The organism is Burkholderia sp. RS01 (assembly GCF_039748055.1).
Taxonomy (GTDB): domain Bacteria; phylum Actinomycetota; class Actinomycetes; order Actinomycetales; family Micrococcaceae; genus Arthrobacter.
The window spans coordinates 59,079-81,149 of sequence record NZ_JBDLAK010000019.1; the positions used below are offsets into that span (position 1 = coordinate 59,079).

Sequence of the window (22,071 nt, forward strand, 5' to 3'; positions counted from 1 at the left end):
GCGGGGCCACGTGAGCGATCTTGAGGTGTCGGTGGTGGTTCCCGCGCGCAATGCGGCGAGCTGGCTGCGCGAGTGCCTGGAGTCCATCCGCAGCGAGAGGCCCCGGGAAATCATCGTCGTGGACGGCTGCTCGACTGACGCCACTGCCGAGATCGCACGCTCACTCGGTGCCCGGGTCATTTCCGACGAAGGCCGCGGCCTCCCCGCGGCCAGGATGCTCGGCGTCCAGAGCGCCAGCTGCGATCTCGTGGCGCTCATCGATGCGGACGTGGTGGTTCCGCCGGGTGCCCTGGGCGGACTCCTGGACGAATTCAAGGTCTGCGGCTACGACGGACTTCAGTTCGGGCTTGTCAGTGAGAGCGACGGTCCGGGCTACTGGGGCGCGGCCCTGGCCTGGCACCACAACCACAGCCGCGTCCGTTCGTGGTTCGGGGTCTGTGCCACGCTCATGCGCAGAAAGGTGCTGCTGTCCGTCGCTTTCGACGACACCTTCCGCTCGGGCGAGGACATCGAGCTGAGGATACGGCTCGAAGAGGCCGGTTACCGGCTGGGCGTCTCCAGCACGACTGCCGTGCGCCACAGGTTCGCCGACACGTTCGATGCCGCCCGCGACCAGTGGGTCCAGGACGGCGCCGGAATGGCCCGCACCATCCGCAAGCACCCCGCCCGCGCCGGCTGGATGCTGGCATTGCCGCTGTTGGCCACCGTCCGGGGAACGGGCCTTTCCCTGCTGCACGCGCCGCGATTCCTTCCCTATTGGGCAGGCTTCATGCTCTATAACTACGGCTCCATGTTCGGCGAGATCCTGCGCCCACGCGGTGCCGGGCTGTCCGTGAGCGGCAACGCCGCCTGGCTGACGGCGGCCAGGGTAGCCCCCATGATGACGGGCTTCCTGTTCTGGGCTCTCGCGGCGCTCATGCTGCCGCCCGAGCAAATCGGCATGGGATCCGCCGTGGTGGCCGCTGCGCTGCTGACGGTTCAGTTGGGGATGCTCGGTGTCGGGCCGGCGACGCTCACCCTCCTCCCAGGGCAGTCCGACGGCGGACGCCGCCTGATTGCCAGCAGCCTGCTGACCGTGGGCGTCTCCACCGTCGTGGGGGCCGGCGCCATGGCAGCCGTGACGTTCGCGCTGGGGTCGGGCGTCGGCCGGGCCTGGAACGATCCGCTCGTCACGGGCATTTTCATAGCGACGGCCGTATTTGCAGCCGCTGCCTACCAGCTGGACCATGTGGGAGTCGCGCAGGAGCGCGCCGACCGTGCCCTGGTCCGGAGCCTCGTGCAAAGCCTGGTGCAGCTCGCCGCGATGGGCGTCGCGCTGGCCGCCGGGCTCCGCGAACTGACGGTGGTGGTGGGTGCCGTGGCTGCCGGAGCCCTGGCCAGCGTGTTCGTGGGACTGCGCCAGCTCCGCCGTGCCGGCGTCTCGCCTGACTGGAGGGGCGGGCTCCGGCCCGGTCCCGCCGTCGCACTGCTGAAGCCGGGACTTCCGAACCACGCCCTGATGCTGGCGGACCGCGCCCCCGGCTATCTGCTTCCGCTGATCGTTGCCGCCACCCTCGGGCCGGCCTCAACGGCCTCCTGGTACATCGTGTGGATGATGGCATCCGCCGTCTTCTTCGTCCCGCAGTCCGCCGGATTCTCGCTGCAGACCGCGCTGGCCGGCACCAGGCCAAAAACAGGCATGGTGTCCTCGGCACTCAGGGCCAGCCTGGCCCTCACGCTCTCGGCCGGCGCCATCCTGCTCGTGGCAGGTCCCTTCCTTCTGGGCGTCCTTGGTCCGCAGTACTCGTCGGCCTGGATCTTGCTGCCCGTCCTGGTGCCGGCGTTGCTGCTGAGCTGCGTGACCCAGGTCTACTTCGGCATTTGCCGCGCCCGCGGGCGCCTCGTTGAAGCCACGGCCGTGGCTGTCCTCGCTGCCGTCCTGGTGGTGGCGCCCGCCGCGTTCACTGCCCAGGAGTTCGGCCTCACCGGCGTGTCCGCGCTGTGGTCCGCTGCCCAGGCCGCGGCCGCGCTGATCGCAGTCTTCCGCCTCAGAAAGCTGAGCTTAGCCCTGTCCGCAGCTGACCCCGTCGAGGTCCAGCCAGCGGCACTCAACCAGTCGACTGGAATCGAGAAACCATGACACCCGAACCCACGTCGTCCGCACCGACGACACCACTGTCACCCGCACCCCACCGTCACGCCGACACGACGCACGGCGAAACCAAGCACGGCGGTGCCAAGCACGACGGGCGTCATGACGGCAAGCATGGCGACACCAAGCATGCCGAAATCAAGCATGCCGGCGCCAAGCACGGCGGCACCCAGCCTCCCGCCGTCGTCCGTCATGAATCGTCGCGTCCCTGGCAGCTTGGCGCTCTGGCCGGGCTGGCAGCCGTGGCCCTGGCGCTGGGAATCTGGAGCCTGCTGAGCGTGGATCCCGCGCGGATCGGCGGGACGGGGCTCGTCGAGGCACTTCCGCCCGCCTACTACGTTGCCCTCGCACTCAGCCTGGCAGGATTCGTGGCCAGCCTGAATCTGCGCCGGTACACACCGACGTTGCTGGCCGGCCAGGTCATGGTCCTCGTGGTTATCCTGCATGCCGCGGATCCCATCATCCACGGCCTGCCCCGCCTCGAGGCCAGCTACCGGCACCTCGGCATTGCCGACCACATCGCCAAGTCCGGCCAGCTGGACACGAATCTTGACGCGTACTTCAACTGGCCCGGCTTTTTCGACCTCCTGGGGCTCGTGTCCGGCGCCACCGGAGTCCGGGACCTGATGGGTGTTGCAACGTGGGCGCCGCTGGGAATCAACCTGCTGCTGATGGCCCCGCTGCTGGCACTGGCAACGCGGCTGACGTCGCAGCCGCGGCAGGCGTGGGCGGGGGTCTGGATCTTCTTCCTGACCAGCTGGGTCGGGCAGGACTACCTGTCCCCGCAGGCGTACGCCTTCCTGCTGCTCGTCACACTGCTCGCCTGTCTCCTGAGCGTCTTCAGCGGATGGGCCTGGCCCACCGGCAGCAAGCCGTTCACAAGGTCACTGGCCCACACCGTGGCCAAACTTGACCCCACCGTGCCCCATCAGGGCATGGCAAGCCCTCCTCCGGCGGACGCTGCCGTCCTGCTGGTGGTCTGCGCCGGGTTCCTCCTGGCCATGACGGCGTCCCACCAGCTCACCCCCTTCGCGGTGATCCCCATCCTGGCCCTCTTCGTCCTGACCGGCCGGCTGCGCCTGCGCTACCTGCCCATCCTCGCCGCGGTCCTGCCGATCGGCTGGCTGGTGTTCGCGGCCTCTGCGTACTTCGAGGGCCACCTGTCCCAGCTGTTCGGATCGTTCGGCGACGTCCAGGCCAACACCCTCGGCGCCGTAACACAACGCGTGAACGGCAGCGAGGCCCACGTGCTTGTGGTCTACACGCGGCTTGCCGAGGTGGCGCTGGTCTGGGTCCTGGCCGCAGTGGGGGCTTTCATGGCCCACCGGCGGCGGACCGCGTGGCTCACTGCCGCAGTGGGAGCGCTCGCACCGCTGGCCCTGATTCCCGGGCAGCCATACGGCGGCGAACTGCTTCTTCGCCTGTACCTTTTCAGCCTGCCGTTCGCTGCCTGCCTGGCCGTACTCATCCTGATCCCGGACAGGCAGGGCGCGCCCGGCTGGAAACGGATCATTGCCCTGCTGATGCTGGGATCTGTTCTGGCCGGCGCCACCGTGGTGACCCGCTACGGCAATGACAGCATGGAGAAGTTCACGCCGGAAGAAATCTCGCTGGTCAACAAGCTCTACGCGACAGCCCCGACAGGATCAATCCTCATCGAGGCAGTGCGCAACACCCCGTGGCAGTTCCAGAAATACGCCGAGTACGACTACCGGGAGCTTCTGGCGGCCCAGCCACGGCCCGACGCCGCCCCGCTGACGTGCGATGCAACCAACAGAATTGCACAGCGGTCAGGCGCCTACCTGATCATCACAACAAGCCAAAAACGGGCGGCTGAACTTCTCGAAACGACGCCCCCCGGGGACCTTGACCACTTCATTGCAACGTGCGGCGCCAGCCCCGGCTGGACGAAAGTGTTCGATGAGGCCGGCGGCGTGGTCTTCCACATCAAAGGAGCAGGCAATGGCATTTGATAGAAAGTACGTGACGTATGCGGTGGGCGGCATTGCCATCGCCGCCATACCGCTCTCCTTCTTCGGGCCGGAGGGCCTGAGGCTCTTGGTGATCGGGCTGCTGATCCTGGCAGGCCCCGGCACAGCCCTGGTCATGCTTCTTCGGTTCGGGCCGCCGGACAGTCCCGAGGCGCGCGGCACCCTCCCGCTGGCTGTGTCCATTGCCGTGGCTTCCAGCCTCGCGCTCGCCACCATCATCTCCACGGCCATGGTCTTTTCGCGGATCTGGTCGCCGCCGGCGGCGGTGTGCCTCCTGTCGCTGATCACTCTGGGACTACTGGCGCTCGGCGTCCAGCGCTCCCGCGACTCCCTGGCAGGTGCGCGATGATCATCTTCCTGACAGGATTTGCCACCGTCGTGGCATTGGTTACGTGTGATGCCTTGCGCATAGTTCGGCCGGACGCCCCGCTGCCGAAAGCCGCGGTTTACACCGCTGCGGCCCTCCTTTCCCTCATCTGCGTCTCGCTCCTGGCCAAGCTCATCCAGCTGCTGTAATGGCGTTTCGCTCCTGGCATGGCCTGCCCGGCCGCTCCGCCGGGACCGGCCCACCGGCCGGTTACCAAAGACACAAACAAGATAGTGAGGACTACCAAATGAGCAAGTTGAAGAAACTGGGCACAGCAGGTGCCGTCGGCGTGATGTTGTCCGGTGGACTGATCTTCGCCTCGTCACAGGCCGCCAACGCGGTCACGTGCAGCACCAGCACAGCCAAACCAACCAGTACGCTGGCCGGAACGAACGTGGTGGCCGCCACGAGCTTCGAAGGTTCCATTGTTCCCTTCGTCAAGACCACCGCGGGAACCGGAACGGCCAACATCTCCTCCTCACAGCACCAGAAGGGGCTGTGCTCCGTCAAACTCCATGTGACCGCCGACTCCGGATCTATCGCCAAAATGTCGGCGCCACTGAGTTCGGGCACCAAGACAGCAAGCGCCGACGGCTGGTTCAACATCACCACCGCAGGCGTGGCCGGAAACGATGTCCCGTACCTTCGGTTCTTCTCAGGCGGCAACCGGATCGCGGACATCTACCGCTACAACAGCAACGGGCAGCTCTGGCTGCGCGTCACCAACCCGGACGGGACGACTTTCACCTACACCAAGCTGAAGTCCTCCAGCATCCCGTTGAACACCTGGCACCATGCCCAAATGACGGTGACCGCCAACGGCAGCCAGTCAACAATCAAGGTGTGGTTCGACGGCGCAGCCGAGTATTCCAGCAGTGTCGTCAACCTCGGCGTCTCGAGCCTGAGCGCAGTGCAGCTGGGTGCCGAGCACGCCCGCCAGATGGGAGACGAATACATCGACGACGTCGTCGTCAGGGCGTCGTAGTACGTCCCGCGCGAATTCCAGAACGGCAGGCGGCGGGCAGGCCGCCTGCCGGGAACCCCAGGGGCCCGGGGACTAGACTTCCTGCATGGCCGTTTACCTGGATCCGCCTCTCTGGCCTGCGCACGGAACACACTTTTCGCACCTGATTTCGGACGCCTCGCTGGCAGAACTGCACGCGTTTGCCGCCGCGGCTGAGATCCCGGAGCGGGCGTTCGACGGCGACCACTACGATGTGCCCGAGCGCCGCTACGATGCGCTCGTAGCGGCGGGCGCCATTCCCGTGGAGGCCCGGATCCTGGTCCGGAAGCTGATCGCCAGCGGACTCAGGATCCCCGCCCGCGAGCGCAACACATCGCTGAAGACCCCGTTGCTGAACCGCTGGAACACGGTGATGGCCGGCCACGATGCCCTGTTCCTGGACCTTCTTGACCGCTGGAGCGAGAGCCACCGCCGGTATCACGGCTGCACGCACCTGCTGGCGGTGCTCGAGGCGCTGGACCTGCTCACCGAACCCGCAGAACCCCCGCGCACCGTGGTTCTCGCGGCCTGGTTCCACGACGCCGTCTACCGCGGCGCCGCCGGCCTGGACGAGGAGGAGTCGGCCCGCCTCGCCGAGCTCAGGCTCACCGAGGCCGGACTCCCCGCCGGGGACGTTGCGGAGGTGGCACGGCTGGTCCGCCTGACGTCTGACCACCGGCCTCCGGCAGGGGACGACGACGGCGCCCTCCTCTGCGACGCGGACCTGTCGGTTCTCGGCGGCGAACCGGAGCCCTACGCCAGGTACGTGGCCGCCGTCCGCGAAGACTACGCGCACATAGGCGACGCCGACTTCGCGGCCGGCCGGGCCGCCGTCGTGCGCGGGCTGCTGGAACTCGACCCGCTATTCCACAGCCGCCGTGCCCGCGAGTTGTGGCTGGAAGCGGCGCGGCGGAACCTCCGGGACGAACTCGAGTCAGCCGGCCAGTGACGGCCTGCGGCCGGGCCGCGCCGGACGCTATGCGGCGGACCTCAGGTGGGTTGCCAGCCGGTCAAAGGCCTCGCCCCAGCCGCCGCCGTGCCCGTCCCGGCTTTCCACGGACTCGAAGGGGCCCTGGGTGAAGGTCATCCGGGTGCCACCGGCCTCCTCCTCCAGCTTGATGGCCACTTCAGTCTCGTAGCCCCGCGTGCCGTCTTCGTTGTCCCAGGCGTAGGTGTATTCGAAGGTGGTGGGCGGTTCGATGCGTGTGTGGATGCCGCTCCACCAAAGCCGCTGGCCGGTCTCCTCCTGGACCATGCAGGCACGGTAGCGTCCGCCGACTTCGAAGTCGGCCTCGATGGTTTCGCGCGGGACGTGGAACCCGTGCGGCCCCCACCATGCCGGCGCCTGGTTAAGATCCGTCAGGGCCGACCACACGGTTTGAATGGGCGCCTCGAAGTGGCGGGTGATGACAAGCATCAACTCGTCCGGCGCCGTGGATTGCATTGGGGTCAGTTGCTCAGACATTTTGGCCTTCCTCCCTTTCCGTGGTCTGGATTCTCTTCAGGTGGGCATCGAGCTTGTCGAAGCTCATGTCCCAGAAGCGGCGGTACGTCTCCATCCACTGCGTGGCAGCGCCGAGCGGCGCGGCCTCGAGGCGGCTGGAGCGCCATTGCGCGTTGCGGCTGCGCGAGATCAGCCCGGCTGCCTCCAATACCTTCAGGTGGCGGGAGACGGCCGGGAGGCTGATCTCAAACGGCTCCGCGAGTTCGTTGACCGTGGCCTCCCCCTCGGCCAGGCGCGCCAGGATGGCGCGCCGCGTGGGGTCCGCCAGGGCAGCGAAGATCATGCTGAGCTGGTCGTTTGCCATTCATTGCCGGCCTGTCAGCGGTAGGTGGTGACGAAAGGTGTGCTGGTGGGAACGATCTGCTTGCCGAGCGGCATCAGCGACACCGGAATGAGCTTCAGGTTGGCGATGGCCAGCGGAATCCCGATGATGGTGACGGCCATCGCGAACGCCGTGACCACGTGGCCGATCGCGATCCAGATGCCGGCCACGAGGAGCCAGATCACGTTTCCCAACAGCGCGAAAACGCCGTTGCCTCCCGGCTTGTCCACCACCATGCGGCCGAACGGCCACAGCGTGTACGACGCGATCCTGAACGACGCGATGCCCCACGGAACGGTCACAATGAGGAGGCAGCAGATGACGCCGGCGGCAAAGTAGCCAACCGCCAGCCAGAGTCCGCCGAATACGAGCCAGATGATGTTGAGTATGGTCTTCATGAGTTAATTGTCCCCGCATCACTCTTCGGCCGCGTCCTCCCGAGCTCAGCGTCCAGCAGGGTGAAGGAACTCGCCCAGCCGTTGCGCGTCATGTCGGCGTACTCCTGGCTGTTGAAGCCGGACTGGGTCAGCCGTAGCAGCGTGCGCCCGCCGATGTCCTCAAACTCCAGCCGCAGACTCATGACGTGCGTTTGCCCCTCCGCAAGGTCCGAGTCCAACTGCGACGTCGCCAGGAGCCGCGGCGGATCGTATTCCTGGATGACCGAATCGATAGGCGATTCCTTGGGGACGCCGTCCTCCTCATAGACCATCACCATGCGCCACACGCCGCCGACCCGAGGCTCCACCTCGATGCGGTCCAGCGGAGTGTCCACGCCCTCCGGGCCGAACCAGGCGGACAGGGTTTGCGGGTCCATAAACGCCTTGAAGACCAGGTCCCGGGGAGCGTCGAATTCGCGCTCCATGGAAAGGGTGAAGGATTGGCGTTCCTGCTGCGTGCTCATGTCGGACTCCTGAATCTCATACGGACTCATACGGGATGGCATCGGATTCGCCGGGATTCCGGCCCGCCAGCGGTTAAGGTGTTTAACCGATGCATTAATTAACGAACAAGTTAAATATCCCACCGCCGGGCATGGCGGTCAAGAGCAACTTCCTTAGGACTTCGCCGCGGTAACGAAGGCGCGGATCTTCGCCAGATCCTTGACTCCCCGGGAAAGTTCGACGCCGGAGGAGACGTCCACGCCCCAGGCGCCGGCAGCCCGGGCTGCTTCTGCGACGTTTGCCGGATCCAGGCCGCCGGCAAGGAGCCACTCACGCCCTTCGAGTCCCTTTGCGCGCACGGAGCCGTAGTCCCAGGCCTCGCCCGATCCGGGAACGGCGGCGTCGATCAGCAGCAGTTCCTCGCCCCAACTGGTGAACGCGTCCGGCGCGTCATCCATGGTGACTGCCCGGATGACCTTCATGCCGGCGTCGTGCGCTGTCTTGACGTCCCCGGGAGTGCGGGCGCCGTGGAGCTGGATCCAGTCCAGACCGGCGGCGCGGGCAATGGCCACGGCATCCGCCGCGGGCTCGTGGCGGAAAACGCCGACGGCGGCTACGCCGCCCGGAACCTCGCTGAGCAGCTTGGTGACCTGCGCCGGAGACACTGCCCGGGGACTGGCCGTCAGGACGAAACCCACCGCGTCCGCGCCAGCGTCCACTGCCTCGCGGATGGATTCAGGCGTACTCAGCCCGCACACTTTGACGAACATAAACCGGCTCCTTGTAGTTGAACTGTTCCCCAACGGCGTAGGAATGCTGTGCCGACTTTACGCGGGGCGGAAGGCGCGGGCAACGGCAAATGGAACCGGCCGCTGGAACAGGCGGCCGAGCAGGCGGCTGCCGCACAGCAGGGCCTGCCCGGGCTAGGCTGGGCGGATGGAGATCATCCGTTTCGCAGACCTCAGACCCCAACCCTGGCGGAACGGGGGCGGGGTCACCCGGGAGCTGGCCAGCCATCCCCTGGCCGCCTCTGCGCAGGACGGCGTGTGGGACTGGCGCGTCAGCATCGCCGACGTCTCCAAAGCCGGAGACTTCTCGGCCTTTCCGGGCATGGAGCGCGTGCTGACCGTGATCGACGGCGAGCTCCTGCTGCTGACCGTGGACGGCGGCGAACACCCGCTCGAGAAGTACCGGCCCTTCCGGTTCTCGGGCGAAGCTGCGACCTCAAGTGCCCTGCCCACCGGCGACATCCGCGACCTGAACGTCATCACCCGCACCGGAGCGTTCAAGGGCTACACCTCGATCGTGGAGCTCTCGAAAAAGCGGGCGCATCCCGTATTTGAGGGTCAGCTCGGCATATTGCTCCAGGGCCAGGCCACCGTCGCCGTCGCTGACACCGCAGCCGAACCCGCAGCCGAACCCGCAGCCGAACCCGCCACGGCGCCGGGTGAACCGGAGGCACTCAACCGCTATGACGCCGTCGTCGGTTCAGACACGCAGACGCCCGAAATCTTGGGCCGCGGGTTCCTGGCCGTCGTGTCCATCGATCCGGTGGCAGGCTAGCCTACACTTGCTTACCTGAGCCTTTCCACACTGGCCGCCCGGGACGCCCGAACCTAGACTCGGGCCATGACCAAGTCAAAGTTCAACGATCTCCTGTCCCTCCAGATCGGCAACGAATTCTCGGCCTCCCAGCAGTACGTGGCCGTGGCCGTCTGGTTCGCTAACCAGGACCTCCCCCAGTTGGCCAAGTACTTCTACCGGCAGTCGGTGGAGGAACGCAACCACGCCATGATGATGGTCCAGTACATGCTTGACCGTGACGTTCACGTGGAGATTCCCGGGGTACCCGCAGTCCGCAACGACTTCGCATCCGTCACGGAACCGCTCGCCCTCGCGCTGCAGCAGGAAAAGGAAGTCACGCGCAGCATCGAAGGCCTGTTCCGCGCCGCCCGCGCCGAGGACGATGCCCTGGGTGAACAGTTCATGCTGTGGTTCCTAAAGGAGCAGGTGGAGGAGGTCGCCTCCATGACCACGCTGCTGAACATCGCCGAACGCGCAGACAACCTCTTCGACATCGAGAACTTCATAGCCCGGGAAACCATCGGCGACGGCGGCCGTGATTCGTCCGGCCCGGAGGCCGCCGGCGGCGCCCTCTGACAGCGGGCAGTCCCTGACGGCCGGCGGCCTGCACCGAGCTCCGGTGAGCTTTGCCACCACCAGTGGCCGCCGCCGTCGGGCGTTGCTAGGCTGAGGACCAAGGTCCCGTTCGGCGGACCTCCGGACGACGGTTCAGTACCCGGCACGCGACAAGACTGGCCAAAGGATCTGTCATGTCGTGGTTAATCCTCATTTTCTCGGGCGCGCTCGAGGCCGTCTGGGCCGCAGCGCTGCACCGCGCGTCCCGCTCCTCGGGACGGCGCCGGATCGCGCCGATGGCCCTCTTCCTCGCGTCGGTCGCTGCCAGCACCGCCGGCCTTGCCGTCGCCATGCAGTCCATTCCCACCGGAACCGCGTACGCGGTGTGGGTCGGCGTGGGCGTGGTGCTGACCTCCGTCTATGCGATAGCGGCCAAGGTGGAACGGCCGACGGCGGGGCGCATCCTGCTGCTCGCCGGGATCGCCGCGTGCGTGGTTGGCCTGAAGGCGGTGGCATGATGCTTACGAAGCCTGCCACGGCCTGGATCATCCTGCTCGCCTCGGCCGTCCTGGAGGCCGTCTGGGCCACCGCACTGGGCCAGTCCGACGGCCTGACCCGGCCGCTGCCGACGGTTGTTTTCGCCGTGACCGCCGCGCTCAGCCTGCAAGGCCTGGGCATGGCGGTGAAGACCATCCCCCTCGGCACCGCCTACGCCGTCTGGGTGGGGATCGGCGCGGCCCTGACCGTCGGCTGGGCCATGGCCACCGGCGTCGAGCCCTTCAGCCTCCTCAAGGTGCTGTTCATCGCCGGGATCGTGGCCTGCGCCGCGGGACTCAAGATGCTGCCGGCCGGCCGCCCAAGCACCGGCACTGAACCTCCCCACCTTTGAGCGGCCCGGCGGGTCGCAGGGAAACGCCGAGGAATCCGGTTAGCCGGAAGCGATAACCGGTGAGATCCAGCGGCCGGCCCTGGAATGACTTGCCGGAATACCTGCCCGGCCTTCTTGGTTCTTGGCTGGGACGGTACTTCCCTGGAGATGGAGATTGAGATGACGAACAACTCGGCAGCATCGGTTCACCTGGGCGACGGCCTCCGCGTGAGTCCGCTTGGGTTCGGCGGAATGGCGCTCACCCCCGTGTACGGCGAGGTCGACCCGGCCGAGGCGCTCCGCACGCTGCAGCATGCGGTGGACGCGGGCATCAGCTTCATCGACACCGCGGACATTTACGGCGGCGGGAGCAACGAGGAGCTGATCGCCAAGCTGCTCAAGGACCGCCGCGGCGACGTCCAGCTGGCCACGAAGTTTTCCCTCGTGGGCACGCCGTCCACGGGCTACACCGATATCCGCGGGGACGCCGCGTACGTTAAGGAGGCGGCCGACCGCAGCCTCCGGCGGCTCGGCACCGACGTGATCGACCTCTACTACATGCACCGGCGGGACGTCCGTGTTCCCATCGCTGAGACGGTCGGGGCCATGGCCGAACTGGTGCAGGCGGGCAAGGTCCGCCATCTGGGCCTGTCCGAGGTGACGGCCAGTGAACTGCGCGACGCCGCGGCCATCCACCCCATCGCCGCGGTCCAGAGCGAATGGTCCATCTGGAGCCGTGACGTGGAACGGAACGTGGTTCCGGCCGCCGCGGAACTGGGTGTGGGGTTCGTGCCGTATTCGCCGCTCGGCCGTGGTTTCCTGACCGGAACGGTCGACGCATCCCGGCTGGGCGACAACGACTTCCGGCGCAACATTCCGCGCTTCGCCGAGGGAGCGTTGCACGCCAACGAAGGTGTTGTTGAGGCCGTGCGGTCCGTGGCTGCCGAGCTGGAAGCAACTCCGGCCCAAGTGGCCCTGGCCTGGCTGCTGGCCCACGGCAGGCGGCTCGGCCTGCCGGTGGTCCCGATTCCCGGCACCCGCAAAGCGCACCGCATCGACGAAAACCTGGGCGCCCTGTCGCTCGGGTTCAGTGCCGCTCAACTGGACGTGCTCGACGGCGCCGCGGACGCCGTCGTCGGCTCCCGGTCCGCCAATCCGCAGTGGGTGTCTCAGGGACGCGAGTAGGCCCGACATCCCGGACGTGGCCGGCCGCGCCGGCAACTGAACGCACAAAACCGCCGCTCCTCCGCATTCCGATACTGGAATCCGCGGTGGGCGCGGCGGCACTGTGCTCAGCGCACTGTCTTGGCTCGACGTGCCGTGTTGGCTCAGCTTCGTAGACTGAACCGCATGGACACGCTTATTCACTCACTCCGGGACATCACCATCCGCCGCATTTCGGTCAGCGAGATGGACAACAACGTGTATCTGCTCACCGCCAGGACGTCCGGTGCGCAGCTGCTGATCGACGCCGCTGACGATCTTCCTGCCATTCAGTCGATGCTCGCGAACGCCTCGGCAGACACCTCGGCGACGCCGAAGCTGGAGCTGGTGGCCACCACACACCAGCATTGGGACCATGTCAGGGCACTGCCCGGCCTGGTGGAGGCAACCGGGGCCCGGACTGCCGCGGGAACCGACGACGCGCCGGAACTTCCGGTGACGGTCGACGTACTGCTGGACCACGGGGACGTCGGCAACTTCGCCGGCTTCGACGTGACGGCAGTGCATCTCCGCGGGCACACGCCGGGGTCCATTGCACTGGTTTACCAGGATCCGGAAGGCCCCGCCCACATCTTTTCCGGGGACTCGCTGTTCCCGGGCGGCGTGGGCAATACGCAGAACGATCCTGCGCGGTTCGCCCAGCTGCTCAGCGACGTGACCGAGCGGCTGTTCAACGTGTATCCGGACGACACCGTGGTGCATCCGGGCCACGGCAAGCCCACCACGCTGGGTGCGGAGCGCCCGCACCTGGCCGAGTGGCGGTCCCGCGGCTGGTGAGGGCTGCGCCTTTGCTCGCTGCGCATCGTGACTGGCGCGGCGGATCAGGGCTGGCGCTGCGGAAAATGACGGACGCTACGGGAATCCCCGTAGCGTCCGTCATTTTGACTAGCGGAAAACCGTAACCCTAGCGGCCGCGGCGTTCGTTCGATGCCGGAGCCGATGCGCGGCGGGGGCCGCTGCGTGCCGGACGGCCTTCGCCGGAACGGCCGTTGCCGCCGCCGGCGTAGGAACCGCCCGAGGTGCCGCCGGTGTTGGAGGACCAAACAGCCTTGTTGCCGCCTGCAGCGCGCTGGCCGCCGGTGCTGCCGCCGCTGGTGCGTGCGCCGGTGTTGCCTCCGCCGGTGCGTGCGCCGGTGCCGGCAGGGGCGCCCGCGGCACGCTGGCCCGTTGCCGGACGTCCGCTGCGCTGGCCGCCGGTGGCCGGGCGGCCGGTGCCGCCACGGGGAGCATCGCTGCGGGTGATGCGGGATTCGGAACGTCCGTCCGAACCGCGGCCGGCCGATGAACGGCCGCCAGCCGCCGGAACGTCGTTGCGATGCGTGGACGCCGTGCCACGGCCACGGGCGTTGCGGCGTGCGGCTGCTGCTGCCTGGGCCCGGTCCTCGTTCTGCTCGATGACGCGGTCTGCGGCGTTGCGGGCTGCGGCCTGGCCTTCGTAGGCCACGGCGCGGCGCTCGGCACGGGGCAGGTCGGTGCGGGGAGCCTCGGCCGATACCCGGCCGCGTCCCCCGCGTCCGCCGCGGCCACCCGTGGTGGGTGCAGCCTGGCGGCGTGCGCGCTTGCGTTCTGCGTTGGCACCGGTGGAGGTGCCGCCGCCGTGCTGCGCAGCCTTGGCCGCGAGCAGTGCGGCGCGGGTGCGCGGATCAATCTTGTCGGCCATTTCGCCCACCAGTTCGGCGACCAGCGGCGAGTTGGCGGTGACGCGCTCGAAGTTGACCTCGACGCCGGCAGCCTTCATCAGCTTCTTGACGTCGGACTGCTGCTCGGGCAGGGTCAGCGTGACCACGGTTCCGTCCGAACCGGCACGTGCCGTACGGCCGGAGCGGTGCAGGTACGCCTTGTGCTCCGTGGGCGGGTCAACGTGGATGACCAGTTCGACGTCGTCCACGTGGACGCCGCGGGCGGCGACGTCGGTGGCCACCAGGACGCGGACCTCGCCGGAGGAGAACTCGGCCAGGTTGCGGTCACGGGCGTTCTGCGACAGGTTGCCGTGCAGGTCGACGGCGGGAATGCCAGCGTCGGTGAGGGTCTTGGCCAGCTTGCGGGCGTGGTGCTTGGTGCGCATGAAGAGCACGCGGCGGCCGGCGCCCGAGGCGAGCTCGACGATCAGCTGCTTCTTGATGGTCTGGTCGTTGACCACCAGAACGTGGTGTTCCATGGTGGTCACCGCGGCCTGCGGATCGTCCACCGAGTGGGTCAGCGGGTTGGACAGGTATCGCTGGACGATCTTGTCCACGCCGTTGTCCAGGGTGGCGGAGAACAGCAGGCGCTGGCCCTGGGTGGGGGTCATGTCCATGAGCTTCTTGACCACGGGCAGGAATCCGAGGTCGGCCATGTGGTCGGCCTCGTCCAGCACGGTGACCTCAACGGCTTCGAGGGTCAGGATGCGCTGGCGGATGAGGTCCTCCAGGCGGCCCGGGCAGGCGATGACGATGTCGACGCCGGCGCGCAGGGCCTTCTCCTGGCGCGCCTGGGAGATGCCGCCGTAGATCACGGTGGTGTTCAGGCCCATGGCCTTGGCCATCGGTTCGATGGTGGCGTTGATCTGCGTGGCCAGTTCACGGGTGGGTGCAAGGACCAGGCCCATGGGACGGCCGGGCTTGCGGAAATGCTTGGCTTCGCGCTCGGCGAGGCGGGCAACCAGCGGGATGGCGAAGGCGATGGTCTTGCCGGAGCCGGTGCGGCCACGGCCCAGGACGTCGCGCCCGGCCAGGGTGTCCGGGAGGGTCTTGACCTGGATGGGGAACGGTTCAACAATTCCCTGGGCTGTCAGGGTGTCGGCAAGCGCCTTGGGCGTGCCGAGGGCAGCGAAAGTAGTCATGTGTTTTATCAGGGTCTTTCGGGCGGTATCCAAGCGGATATCGGCCCCCGATGCCGGTTGGCTCAGGGGGTCGCCGAGGAAAAGTCAGGTGATCAACCGGCCGGCATAATGCGGCTGGGACCAAATAGCGTTCATCGACGCAGGATGTGCCTCTCACATGAAAAAAACCCACTCCCCACAAGGACGGGTCCTTTGCGGGATTCCGGTTGATGGACCGGAACAAAGTGGGCATCACTGCACATCAAGTTCCACCAGTCTAGCATCAGCCGCCCCCGCTCCTTTCATCTGCCCAGCCGCCGCCCCGGACTGTGACGAACATTACATCGGACATCGGGCGACATTTGAGGCTGTCATGCTGAACATATGTCGACCACCCGTGCGGCGGCCCGCATCCCGGCGGGCGGCCACGGCCCCGCCTGGGCACAGTCCGCACATCCCGCCTACGCAGGGAGAATGCCCTTTCCCGCGCCGGAGCGCCGGGAACTTCGCGGGCAATGGCGCGGATGGTGCGGACGGCCGGCGCCTCCGGATAACAGTCCGCGGGGCAGTCCGCCCGCCCTAGTCTTAACCCATCCCCAAATTGTTAGTTCCGTCACATTGTTGGCGGATCAACGCGGCCGGCAGTGCGCCTCGTGCAATTGCCGGCACCTGTGACAAGGAAGAAGACTTAATGTCTGAACGCACCACCACCGTTCCCGTTCAATCCCCCACAGAAACTGCCGCAGCCGGCAAGGGCGAGCACCTCGCCCGGGCCCTGAGCAACCGCCACATCCAGCTCCTGGCCATCGGCGGCGCAATCGGCACCGGGCTCTTCATGGGCTCCGGCAAGACCATCTCCCTGGCCGGGCCTTCCGTGATCTTCGTGTACATGATCATCGGCTTCATGCTGTTCTTCGTCATGCGCGCCATGGGCGAGATCCTGCTCTCCAACCTGAACTACAAGTCCTTCAGCGATTTCGCGGGCGACCTCCTGGGTCCCTGGGCCGGATTCTTCACGGGCTGGTCCTACTGGTTCTTCTGGGTGGTGACGGGCGTGGCCGACATCGTGGCGATCGCCGGCTACGTCGACAAGCTGGCCCCCGGCACGCCCCTGTGGATTCCCGCGCTGATTACGCCAGTGGTCCTGATCCTGCTGAACCTTCCCACGGTCAAGGCCTTCGGCGAAGCGGAGTTCTGGTTTGCGATCATCAAGGTGGTGGCGATCATCGCCCTGATCGCCACCGGCGTCATCATGATCGCCACCCACTTCACCTCGCCCAGCGGCGCGGTGGCCAGCCTTGCCAACATCTGGAACGACGGCGGGATGTTCCCGCACGGGATGTTCGGCTTCATCCTCGGCTTCCAGATCGCCATCTTCGCCTTTGCCGGCATCGAACTGGTCGGCACGGCGGCAGCTGAAACCAAGGACCCCGAAAAGAACCTCCCCCGGGCCATCAACTCCATTCCCATCCGCGTCCTGCTCTTCTACGTCGGCGCACTCGTGGTCATCATGGCCGTCAACCCCTGGCGCAGCATCGACCCCGCCAGCAGCCCGTTCATCGGCATGTTCACCCTTGCCGGCCTGGGGATCGCCGCCGTGGTCATCAACCTGGTGGTCCTGACGTCCGCCGCGTCCAGCGCCAACTCCGGCATCTACTCAACCTCGCGCATGGTCTACGGCCTGGCCCAGGACGGCAACGCCCCGAAATCCTTCGGCAAGCTGAGCGTCCGCAAGGTCCCGCAGAACGCCCTCCTGTTCTCCTGCATCTTCCTGCTGGCCGGGCTGGTCCTGCTGTACGCGGGCGACTCCGTGATCGGCGCCTTCACCGTGGTCACCTCAGTGGCGTCCGTCCTCACCATGTTCGTCTGGTCCATGATCCTGGTCAGTTACATCGCGTTCCGCCGCCGGCGCCCGGAACTGCACGCGTCGTCGTCGTTCAAGATGCCCGGCGGTTCCTTCATGCCGTACGTCGTCCTGGCGTTCTTCGTGTTCATGCTCGTGGCCTTGGCCCAGGCTGACGACACGCGGCTCGCCCTGGTGGTTGCCCCGCTGTGGTTCCTGCTGTTGGGCGCGGCCTGGTACTTCAACCGCCAGACACCCCTGCAGCAGGCCCGGATCGCGGAATGGACGGCGGACTCCACCGCCCGCGCCGCGTCGCCCGCGGCCAAGGCCTAGCTTCCAGAAACCCAAACCACAAGCCGCGCGGCGGAACACTCCGGTGTTCCGCGGCGCGGCTTCGTTGTTGTCCGCGTCCGCGTCCGCGTCCACGGTGAGGAAGGTGTTAAACGGAAATTACATGGCCCGCCGGGCGCTGTAACAACCGCGGCGAAGGATGGACACGTGGCCGGCCGACAACCGGTGCAGCATCCCCCGCCGAAAGGATCTGACCGTGACCTTGAAGAACCTCTTCCTCCAGGGCATCTTCCCCTTCGACGGAGCCGGCCTGGAAAAGCCGGTGCCCATCCACAGCCAGCTCTCGCACTACGTTCCCGACGGCGTGATCAACCAGACGCTGTATTTCCGGGGCGGCAACTCCTCCGCCGAGCTGGTCACAGTGGTGCTGATGCGGGACGGTGTGCCCATGCGGTACTTCCCCATCGGGGCCAAGGGCGACGTCCACGTTCCGCTCCGGGTGGTGGAGGACATCGACGGCGGTTCGCTGATCGAGCTCAGGCTCCTGGCGGACAGCGGAGTCAGCGGCGCCGTGGTGATTGACATGGGCATGGTGGAACACTGATGACCGCGCTGGCCGGCCGGGCCTCCCGGACCAAAACCGTTGATTCCCGCCGTCGGCTGGTGGTGATCGGTAACGGCATGGCGGGCGCGCGCGCCGTCGAGGAGATCCTGGCCCGCGGCGGGGCGGTGCAGTACCGGATCACCATGTTCGGTGACGAGCCTTACGGGAACTACAACCGGATCATGCTCAGCCACGTCCTCTCCGGCGAGGAGGACACCGGCAACATCTTTCTCAATTCGCTGGCCTGGTACCAGGCAAACGACATCACGCTGCACGCCGGCGTCCGGGTGGACAGGATCGACCGTTTCGCCAAGCTGGTGTTTTCCGACGACGGCCGGGCCACCCCGTACGACGTCCTGGTCATCGCCACCGGCAGCCGCTCGCACCTGCCGCCCATGGACGGCATGTACACGCCGGGCGGGCGGCTGCTGCCCGGGATCTTCGCGTTCCGCACCATCGACGACACCACGGGCATGGTGTCGTACGCCCAGCAGGACAACAATCACCGCGCCGTGGTGATCGGCGGCGGGCTCCTGGGACTGGAGGCCGCGCGCGGGCTGCAAAGCCACGGCATCGACGTCGAGGTGGTCCACTCCGGCGGGCATCTGATGAACGCGCAGATGGGGCCCGACGGCGGGGCGGTGCTGCGCCGCAGCGTGGAAGCCCTCGGCATCACGGTCCACACGGGCAGCCGGACCACGGCCGTGCTGGGCGCGGACAAGGTCCGCGGCGTCCGGCTGCGGGACAGGCCGGACATCGAATGCGACATGGTGGTGATGGCCGCCGGCATCCGGCCCAACGTGGACGTCGCCGTCACGAGCGGCCTGCCCGTGGAGCGCGCCATCGTGGTGGACGACCAGATGCGCGTGCCCGACGAGGACGAGATCTACGCGGTGGGAGAGTGTGTTCAGCACCGCGGCGAGGTGTACGGCCTGGTGGCGCCGCTGTGGGAGCAGGCCGCCGTGCTGGCCGACCACGTCACCGGCGCCAATCCGAAAGCGGCCTACCTGGGTTCCCGGACCGCCACCAAACTCAAGGTGGCCGGCGTCGATGTCGCCTCCATGGGGCTGCAGGCTCCCGAACGGGACACCGATGAACACGTGGTCTTTTCGGAGCCGAGCCGCGGGGTCTTCAAGTCCATCGTGATCCGGGACAGCAAGATCGTGGGCGCCACGCTGCTCGGGGACAGCCGCAAAGTGGCATATCTGACGCAGGCGTTCGACCGCGGCCTGCCGCTGCCCGATGAACGCGTTGCGCTGCTGTTCGACATCGGCGGCCCGGGCGAAGAAGCGGGAGTGGCCGAACTGGACGGCGACGCGCAGGTCTGCAACTGCAACGGCGTCAGCAAGCAGGCGCTGGTGGATACGGTGGCCGGTGGATGCACCACGCTGGGCGGAGTCATGGAGGCCACTCGGGCGGGCAAGGGCTGCGGTTCGTGCAAGCTGCTGGTCCGGCAGGTAGTGGAGTGGGCCGCCGACGGCGCCGTGGAGGAGGAGCCCGCGGCGGCGTACTACGTTCCGGGCGTGCCGCTGGAGAAGGCCGCGCTGATGGCGGCCATCCGCGAGCGGGGGCTGCGGTCCGTGTCCGCGGTGTTCGCCGCGCTGGCCCCGGGCGGCGCCGAGGACGCGAAATCCAAGATGGGCCTGGCCTCGCTGCTCAAGATGATGTGGGCCGGCGAGTACATTGACGAGCGCGACGCCCGGTTCGTCAACGACCGCGTCCACGCCAATATCCAGCGCGACGGCACGTTCTCCGTGGTGCCGCAGATGAAGGGCGGCGTGACGTCACCGGAGCAGCTCCGCCGGATCGCCGACGTCGCGGACAAGTACAAGATCCCCATGGTGAAGCTGACCGGCGGGCAGCGGATTGACCTGCTGGGTGTTCCCAAGGAAAACCTGCCGAAGGTCTGGGCCGATCTCGACATGCCCTCCGGCTACGCGTACGGCAAGAGCTTCCGCACGGTGAAGACCTGCGTGGGGCAGGAGTACTGCCGCTTCGGCACGGGTGATTCCACCAGGCTGGGCATCGAGATCGAGTCGCGCTTCCAGGGCATCGAGTCGCCGGCGAAGCTGAAGCTGGCCGTGTCCGGCTGCCCGCGGAACTGCGCCGAGTCGCTGGTCAAGGACGTGGGGGTGGTGGCAGTGGACGGCGGCCGCTGGGAGATCTATGTGGGCGGGGCGGCCGGCGCGCACATCCGGAAGGGCGACCTGCTGGCCACGGTGGACGGCCCCGAGACCGTGAAGCTGCTGGCGGGCCGGTTCATGCAGTACTACCGCGAGCGCGCCAACTGGCTGGAACGGACCTACGCGTTCGTGCCGCGGGTGGGGATCGAGCACCTGCGGGCAGTGATTGTGGACGACGCGGAAGGCCTGGCCGCGCAGCTGGACGCCGCCATGCAGGACTCGGTGGACGCCTACGTTGACCCGTGGACTGAACGCGACGACCCCTTCACGCCCGGCCAGTTCCGCACCTCGCTCCCCCTTGAGGTCCTCCCCCAGGTGCCGGTCCGATGAGCACCGACCTGAGCCCCGGACAGGGCGCCGGACAGGGCGCCGGCCAGGGCGCCGGCCTGCACCACCTTGGCCCGCTGGACCAGGTTCCCGTGGGCGAGGGCCGCGCGTTTGGGGTGGCGGGCGAGCAGATCGCGGTGTTCCGCCTCCGGGACGGTTCGCTCCGCGCCGTCTCCGCCATCTGTCCGCACAAGGGCGGCCCGATCGCCGACGGCACCATCGACCAGGCAGTGGTGATGTGCCCGCTGCACCAGCACGCCTTTGAGCTGGATACCGGATGCTCCACCACCGGCGCCGGCCCGCTGCGCAGCTATCCGGTGTTCGCGGACGGGAACCGGAACATCGTCCTGCAGCTGCCCTGATACACCCCCAACTAGGTAGCAGCTCGCGCCGTTCCAGCCCCTGAAAACGACGTGTGCTGCGACCTAGTTGGGCCAGGGATTCTGTGGCAGGGTATCCCCATGGACTACACCGCAGATCCGCGTGTGGACGCCTACATCGATGCGCTGCCCCAGTGGCAGCAGGCCGTGTGCCGGGAGGTCCGCGAGCTGGTCCACGCCGCCGATCCGGAGGTGGCGGAAACCATCAAGCGCACCCGCCAGCCCTACTTCGAGCTCCAGGGAAACATCTGCGCGCTTCTCGCCGCCAAGGACCACGTCAACGTTTTCCTCTACGACGGCGGGCTGACCCCTGACCCGGAGCACCTCATCACCGGAGGGCACGAGAACAAGACGGGCCGCACGGTGGCCTTCTCCGAAGGCGAGTCGATCAACGCCCCGGCGCTGACCGACATGTTCAGGTCCATCATCGCCACCAACCGCGCCGGCGGCTGGCGCAGGATTAAGAAGGACCAATAGCCATGACCGACCACCAGCACTCCCCCGAAGGTCAGGCCGCAGCGGGCCGCGCCAAAGAAGGGCACGACAGCGCCGCGCAGCTTTGGGACGAAATGTACCGGAGCCGGACCCGGGTGTGGAGCGGCCGGCCCAACCCGCAGCTCGTCGCCGAAGCCGCCGGCCTCGCACCCGGAACCGCGCTGGACGTCGGCTGCGGCGAAGGCGCGGACGCCCTCTGGCTCGCGGAGCACGGCTGGACGGTGACCGCGGTGGATGTGTCCGCCGTCGCGCTGGAACGGGCGGCCGCCCACGCGGCAGACTCAAGGTCCGGCCACCGCGTCACGTGGCTGCAGCGGAACCTGGAAACATGGGTACCCGAGGAGCGGTTCGACCTCGTCTCCGCACAATTCCTGCACTCCACGGAAATGCCCTGGCAGCGGTCACACCGGATTGCCGCGGACGCCGTGCGGCCGGGCGGGACGCTGCTTGTGGTGGGGCACCACCCGGACGGCCTGCCGCCGTGGGCCAGGCATGCAGCGGGCAGCCACGACACCGACAGCCACCTGGGAACGCAGAGGTATTTCACCGCTGAGCAGCTGGTGGCCGAACTCGGCATCGCGCCGCCTGAGTGGAGCGTGGAGGTGGCGGAAAGCCGGGAACGGGAAGCCACCGGCCCCGACGGGCAGGTGGCCATCCTCGCCGACGCCGTCCTCCGCGCCACCCGGCTGAAGGCCGCCGACTAAAAGCCGATCTCCCC

24 protein-coding genes and 1 riboswitch are annotated in these 22,071 nt (G+C 67.5%); of the genes, 18 read left to right on the forward strand and 6 right to left on the reverse strand.

Annotation, left to right across the window (positions count from 1 at the left end):
* Positions 1 to 10 precede the first annotated feature (10 nt).
* The 6 genes from ABFP37_RS16935 to ABFP37_RS16960 all read left to right on the forward strand — a co-directional run bounded on the left by ABFP37_RS16935 (position 11) and on the right by ABFP37_RS16960 (position 6,441).
* Positions 11 to 2,119 carry a glycosyltransferase gene (locus ABFP37_RS16935; RefSeq protein WP_347034259.1) on the forward strand — a complete coding sequence of 703 codons (2,109 nt, stop codon included), beginning with the start codon at positions 11 to 13 and terminating at the stop codon, positions 2,117 to 2,119.
* A complete protein-coding gene (locus ABFP37_RS16940) occupies positions 2,116 to 4,104 on the forward strand; it encodes a hypothetical protein (RefSeq protein ID WP_347034260.1) in 1,989 nt (662 codons plus the stop codon). Before ABFP37_RS16935 ends, ABFP37_RS16940 begins: the two co-directional genes overlap by 4 nt.
* Positions 4,094 to 4,471 carry a hypothetical protein gene (locus ABFP37_RS16945; RefSeq protein ID WP_078027044.1) on the forward strand — a complete coding sequence of 126 codons (378 nt, stop codon included), beginning with the start codon at positions 4,094 to 4,096 and terminating at the stop codon, positions 4,469 to 4,471. Before ABFP37_RS16940 ends, ABFP37_RS16945 begins: the two co-directional genes overlap by 11 nt.
* A complete protein-coding gene (locus ABFP37_RS16950; RefSeq protein ID WP_185982378.1) occupies positions 4,468 to 4,638 on the forward strand; it encodes a hypothetical protein in 171 nt (56 codons plus the stop codon). Before ABFP37_RS16945 ends, ABFP37_RS16950 begins: the two co-directional genes overlap by 4 nt.
* A gap of 98 nt (positions 4,639 to 4,736) precedes the next feature.
* Complete coding sequence (locus ABFP37_RS16955) at positions 4,737 to 5,474, forward strand: hypothetical protein (protein WP_347034261.1); 738 nt, start codon at positions 4,737 to 4,739, stop codon at positions 5,472 to 5,474.
* Positions 5,475 to 5,559: 85 nt separating this feature from the next.
* Positions 5,560 to 6,441 (forward strand): DUF4031 domain-containing protein, encoded by an 882-nt coding sequence (locus tag ABFP37_RS16960; RefSeq protein ID WP_347034262.1) that lies wholly within the window; start codon positions 5,560 to 5,562, stop codon positions 6,439 to 6,441.
* Positions 6,442 to 6,468: 27 nt separating this feature from the next.
* On the opposite strand, the gene ABFP37_RS16965 is transcribed toward ABFP37_RS16960, so the two are convergent.
* The 5 genes from ABFP37_RS16965 to ABFP37_RS16985 form a co-directional block, all read right to left on the reverse strand.
* Complete coding sequence (locus tag ABFP37_RS16965; RefSeq protein WP_347034263.1) at positions 6,469 to 6,957, reverse strand: SRPBCC domain-containing protein; 489 nt, start codon at positions 6,955 to 6,957, stop codon at positions 6,469 to 6,471.
* Positions 6,950 to 7,300: a metalloregulator ArsR/SmtB family transcription factor gene (locus tag ABFP37_RS16970; RefSeq protein ID WP_347034264.1), complete on the reverse strand. Its 351-nt coding sequence runs from the start codon at positions 7,298 to 7,300 to the stop codon at positions 6,950 to 6,952. Before ABFP37_RS16970 ends, ABFP37_RS16965 begins: the two co-directional genes overlap by 8 nt.
* Before the next feature lie 14 nt (positions 7,301 to 7,314).
* Entirely contained in the window at positions 7,315 to 7,716 is a 402-nt protein-coding gene (locus ABFP37_RS16975; protein WP_347034265.1) for a YccF domain-containing protein, read from the reverse strand.
* Positions 7,713 to 8,219, reverse strand: a complete 507-nt coding sequence (locus ABFP37_RS16980) for an SRPBCC domain-containing protein (RefSeq protein WP_347034266.1) — start codon at positions 8,217 to 8,219, stop codon at positions 7,713 to 7,715. The genes ABFP37_RS16975 and ABFP37_RS16980 overlap by 4 nt, the downstream gene beginning before the upstream one ends.
* A gap of 153 nt (positions 8,220 to 8,372) precedes the next feature.
* On the reverse strand, positions 8,373 to 8,969 hold the full coding sequence (locus ABFP37_RS16985; RefSeq protein ID WP_347034267.1) for a phosphoribosylanthranilate isomerase: 597 nt from the start codon (positions 8,967 to 8,969) through the stop codon (positions 8,373 to 8,375).
* Between the two features lie 166 nt (positions 8,970 to 9,135).
* Between ABFP37_RS16985 and ABFP37_RS16990 the strand changes: the two genes are divergently transcribed.
* The 6 genes from ABFP37_RS16990 (at position 9,136) to ABFP37_RS17015 (ending at position 13,207) form a co-directional block, all read left to right on the forward strand.
* Complete coding sequence (locus ABFP37_RS16990) at positions 9,136 to 9,762, forward strand: HutD family protein (RefSeq protein ID WP_347034268.1); 627 nt, start codon at positions 9,136 to 9,138, stop codon at positions 9,760 to 9,762.
* A gap of 66 nt (positions 9,763 to 9,828) precedes the next feature.
* Positions 9,829 to 10,359 (forward strand): ferritin, encoded by a 531-nt coding sequence (locus ABFP37_RS16995; protein ID WP_078027036.1) that lies wholly within the window; start codon positions 9,829 to 9,831, stop codon positions 10,357 to 10,359.
* Between the two features lie 97 nt (positions 10,360 to 10,456).
* Positions 10,457 to 10,523, forward strand: a riboswitch (guanidine-III (ykkC-III) riboswitch).
* Positions 10,524 to 10,532: 9 nt separating this feature from the next.
* Entirely contained in the window at positions 10,533 to 10,856 is a 324-nt protein-coding gene (locus ABFP37_RS17000) for an SMR family transporter (protein ID WP_078027035.1), read from the forward strand.
* Positions 10,853 to 11,227 carry a multidrug efflux SMR transporter gene (locus ABFP37_RS17005; protein ID WP_347034269.1) on the forward strand — a complete coding sequence of 125 codons (375 nt, stop codon included), beginning with the start codon at positions 10,853 to 10,855 and terminating at the stop codon, positions 11,225 to 11,227. The genes ABFP37_RS17000 and ABFP37_RS17005 overlap by 4 nt, the downstream gene beginning before the upstream one ends.
* 159 nt (positions 11,228 to 11,386) lie before the next feature.
* On the forward strand, positions 11,387 to 12,391 hold the full coding sequence (locus tag ABFP37_RS17010; protein WP_347034270.1) for an aldo/keto reductase: 1,005 nt from the start codon (positions 11,387 to 11,389) through the stop codon (positions 12,389 to 12,391).
* Between the two features lie 165 nt (positions 12,392 to 12,556).
* Positions 12,557 to 13,207 (forward strand): MBL fold metallo-hydrolase, encoded by a 651-nt coding sequence (locus tag ABFP37_RS17015; RefSeq protein ID WP_347034271.1) that lies wholly within the window; start codon positions 12,557 to 12,559, stop codon positions 13,205 to 13,207.
* Between the two features lie 127 nt (positions 13,208 to 13,334).
* On the opposite strand, the gene ABFP37_RS17020 is transcribed toward ABFP37_RS17015, so the two are convergent.
* A complete protein-coding gene (locus ABFP37_RS17020; RefSeq protein ID WP_347034272.1) occupies positions 13,335 to 15,251 on the reverse strand; it encodes a DEAD/DEAH box helicase in 1,917 nt (638 codons plus the stop codon).
* Between the two features lie 670 nt (positions 15,252 to 15,921).
* On the opposite strand from ABFP37_RS17020, the gene cycA reads away from it, so the two are divergent.
* From cycA to ABFP37_RS17050, 6 genes are all read left to right on the forward strand, one after another.
* Positions 15,922 to 17,406 carry a D-serine/D-alanine/glycine transporter gene (gene cycA / locus ABFP37_RS17025; protein ID WP_078027032.1) on the forward strand — a complete coding sequence of 495 codons (1,485 nt, stop codon included), beginning with the start codon at positions 15,922 to 15,924 and terminating at the stop codon, positions 17,404 to 17,406.
* A gap of 214 nt (positions 17,407 to 17,620) precedes the next feature.
* Positions 17,621 to 17,968, forward strand: coding sequence for a hypothetical protein (locus ABFP37_RS17030; protein ID WP_347034273.1), 348 nt, complete (start codon positions 17,621 to 17,623; stop codon positions 17,966 to 17,968).
* Positions 17,968 to 20,481 carry a nitrite reductase large subunit NirB gene (gene nirB / locus ABFP37_RS17035; protein WP_347034274.1) on the forward strand — a complete coding sequence of 838 codons (2,514 nt, stop codon included), beginning with the start codon at positions 17,968 to 17,970 and terminating at the stop codon, positions 20,479 to 20,481. Before ABFP37_RS17030 ends, nirB begins: the two co-directional genes overlap by 1 nt.
* Complete coding sequence (locus ABFP37_RS17040; RefSeq protein ID WP_347034275.1) at positions 20,478 to 20,840, forward strand: Rieske 2Fe-2S domain-containing protein; 363 nt, start codon at positions 20,478 to 20,480, stop codon at positions 20,838 to 20,840. The genes nirB and ABFP37_RS17040 overlap by 4 nt, the downstream gene beginning before the upstream one ends.
* A 99-nt stretch (positions 20,841 to 20,939) precedes the next feature.
* Positions 20,940 to 21,335 (forward strand): DUF1801 domain-containing protein, encoded by a 396-nt coding sequence (locus ABFP37_RS17045; RefSeq protein ID WP_078027029.1) that lies wholly within the window; start codon positions 20,940 to 20,942, stop codon positions 21,333 to 21,335.
* Between the two features lie 2 nt (positions 21,336 to 21,337).
* Positions 21,338 to 22,057: a class I SAM-dependent methyltransferase gene (locus tag ABFP37_RS17050; RefSeq protein WP_078027028.1), complete on the forward strand. Its 720-nt coding sequence runs from the start codon at positions 21,338 to 21,340 to the stop codon at positions 22,055 to 22,057.
* Positions 22,058 to 22,071 lie beyond the last annotated feature (14 nt).

Coding starts and splice junctions, on each gene's coding strand:
- ABFP37_RS16950 (WP_185982378.1), top strand. CDS start 4,468: ATGATCATCTTCCTGACAGGATTTGCCACCGTCGTGGCATTGGTTACG.
- cycA (WP_078027032.1), top strand. CDS start 15,922: ATGTCTGAACGCACCACCACCGTTCCCGTTCAATCCCCCACAGAAACT.
- ABFP37_RS17040 (WP_347034275.1), top strand. CDS start 20,478: ATGAGCACCGACCTGAGCCCCGGACAGGGCGCCGGACAGGGCGCCGGC.
- nirB (WP_347034274.1), top strand. CDS start 17,968: ATGACCGCGCTGGCCGGCCGGGCCTCCCGGACCAAAACCGTTGATTCC.
- ABFP37_RS16940 (WP_347034260.1), top strand. CDS start 2,116: ATGACACCCGAACCCACGTCGTCCGCACCGACGACACCACTGTCACCC.
- ABFP37_RS16985 (WP_347034267.1), bottom strand. CDS start 8,969: ATGTTCGTCAAAGTGTGCGGGCTGAGTACGCCTGAATCCATCCGCGAG.
- ABFP37_RS16975 (WP_347034265.1), bottom strand. CDS start 7,716: ATGAAGACCATACTCAACATCATCTGGCTCGTATTCGGCGGACTCTGG.
- ABFP37_RS16960 (WP_347034262.1), top strand. CDS start 5,560: ATGGCCGTTTACCTGGATCCGCCTCTCTGGCCTGCGCACGGAACACAC.
- ABFP37_RS16990 (WP_347034268.1), top strand. CDS start 9,136: ATGGAGATCATCCGTTTCGCAGACCTCAGACCCCAACCCTGGCGGAAC.
- ABFP37_RS16965 (WP_347034263.1), bottom strand. CDS start 6,957: ATGTCTGAGCAACTGACCCCAATGCAATCCACGGCGCCGGACGAGTTG.
- ABFP37_RS16995 (WP_078027036.1), top strand. CDS start 9,829: ATGACCAAGTCAAAGTTCAACGATCTCCTGTCCCTCCAGATCGGCAAC.
- ABFP37_RS17000 (WP_078027035.1), top strand. CDS start 10,533: ATGTCGTGGTTAATCCTCATTTTCTCGGGCGCGCTCGAGGCCGTCTGG.
- ABFP37_RS16980 (WP_347034266.1), bottom strand. CDS start 8,219: ATGAGCACGCAGCAGGAACGCCAATCCTTCACCCTTTCCATGGAGCGC.
- ABFP37_RS17005 (WP_347034269.1), top strand. CDS start 10,853: ATGATGCTTACGAAGCCTGCCACGGCCTGGATCATCCTGCTCGCCTCG.
- ABFP37_RS16970 (WP_347034264.1), bottom strand. CDS start 7,300: ATGGCAAACGACCAGCTCAGCATGATCTTCGCTGCCCTGGCGGACCCC.
- ABFP37_RS16945 (WP_078027044.1), top strand. CDS start 4,094: ATGGCATTTGATAGAAAGTACGTGACGTATGCGGTGGGCGGCATTGCC.
- ABFP37_RS17010 (WP_347034270.1), top strand. CDS start 11,387: ATGACGAACAACTCGGCAGCATCGGTTCACCTGGGCGACGGCCTCCGC.
- ABFP37_RS16955 (WP_347034261.1), top strand. CDS start 4,737: ATGAGCAAGTTGAAGAAACTGGGCACAGCAGGTGCCGTCGGCGTGATG.
- ABFP37_RS17015 (WP_347034271.1), top strand. CDS start 12,557: ATGGACACGCTTATTCACTCACTCCGGGACATCACCATCCGCCGCATT.
- ABFP37_RS17020 (WP_347034272.1), bottom strand. CDS start 15,251: ATGACTACTTTCGCTGCCCTCGGCACGCCCAAGGCGCTTGCCGACACC.
- ABFP37_RS17045 (WP_078027029.1), top strand. CDS start 20,940: ATGGACTACACCGCAGATCCGCGTGTGGACGCCTACATCGATGCGCTG.
- ABFP37_RS17050 (WP_078027028.1), top strand. CDS start 21,338: ATGACCGACCACCAGCACTCCCCCGAAGGTCAGGCCGCAGCGGGCCGC.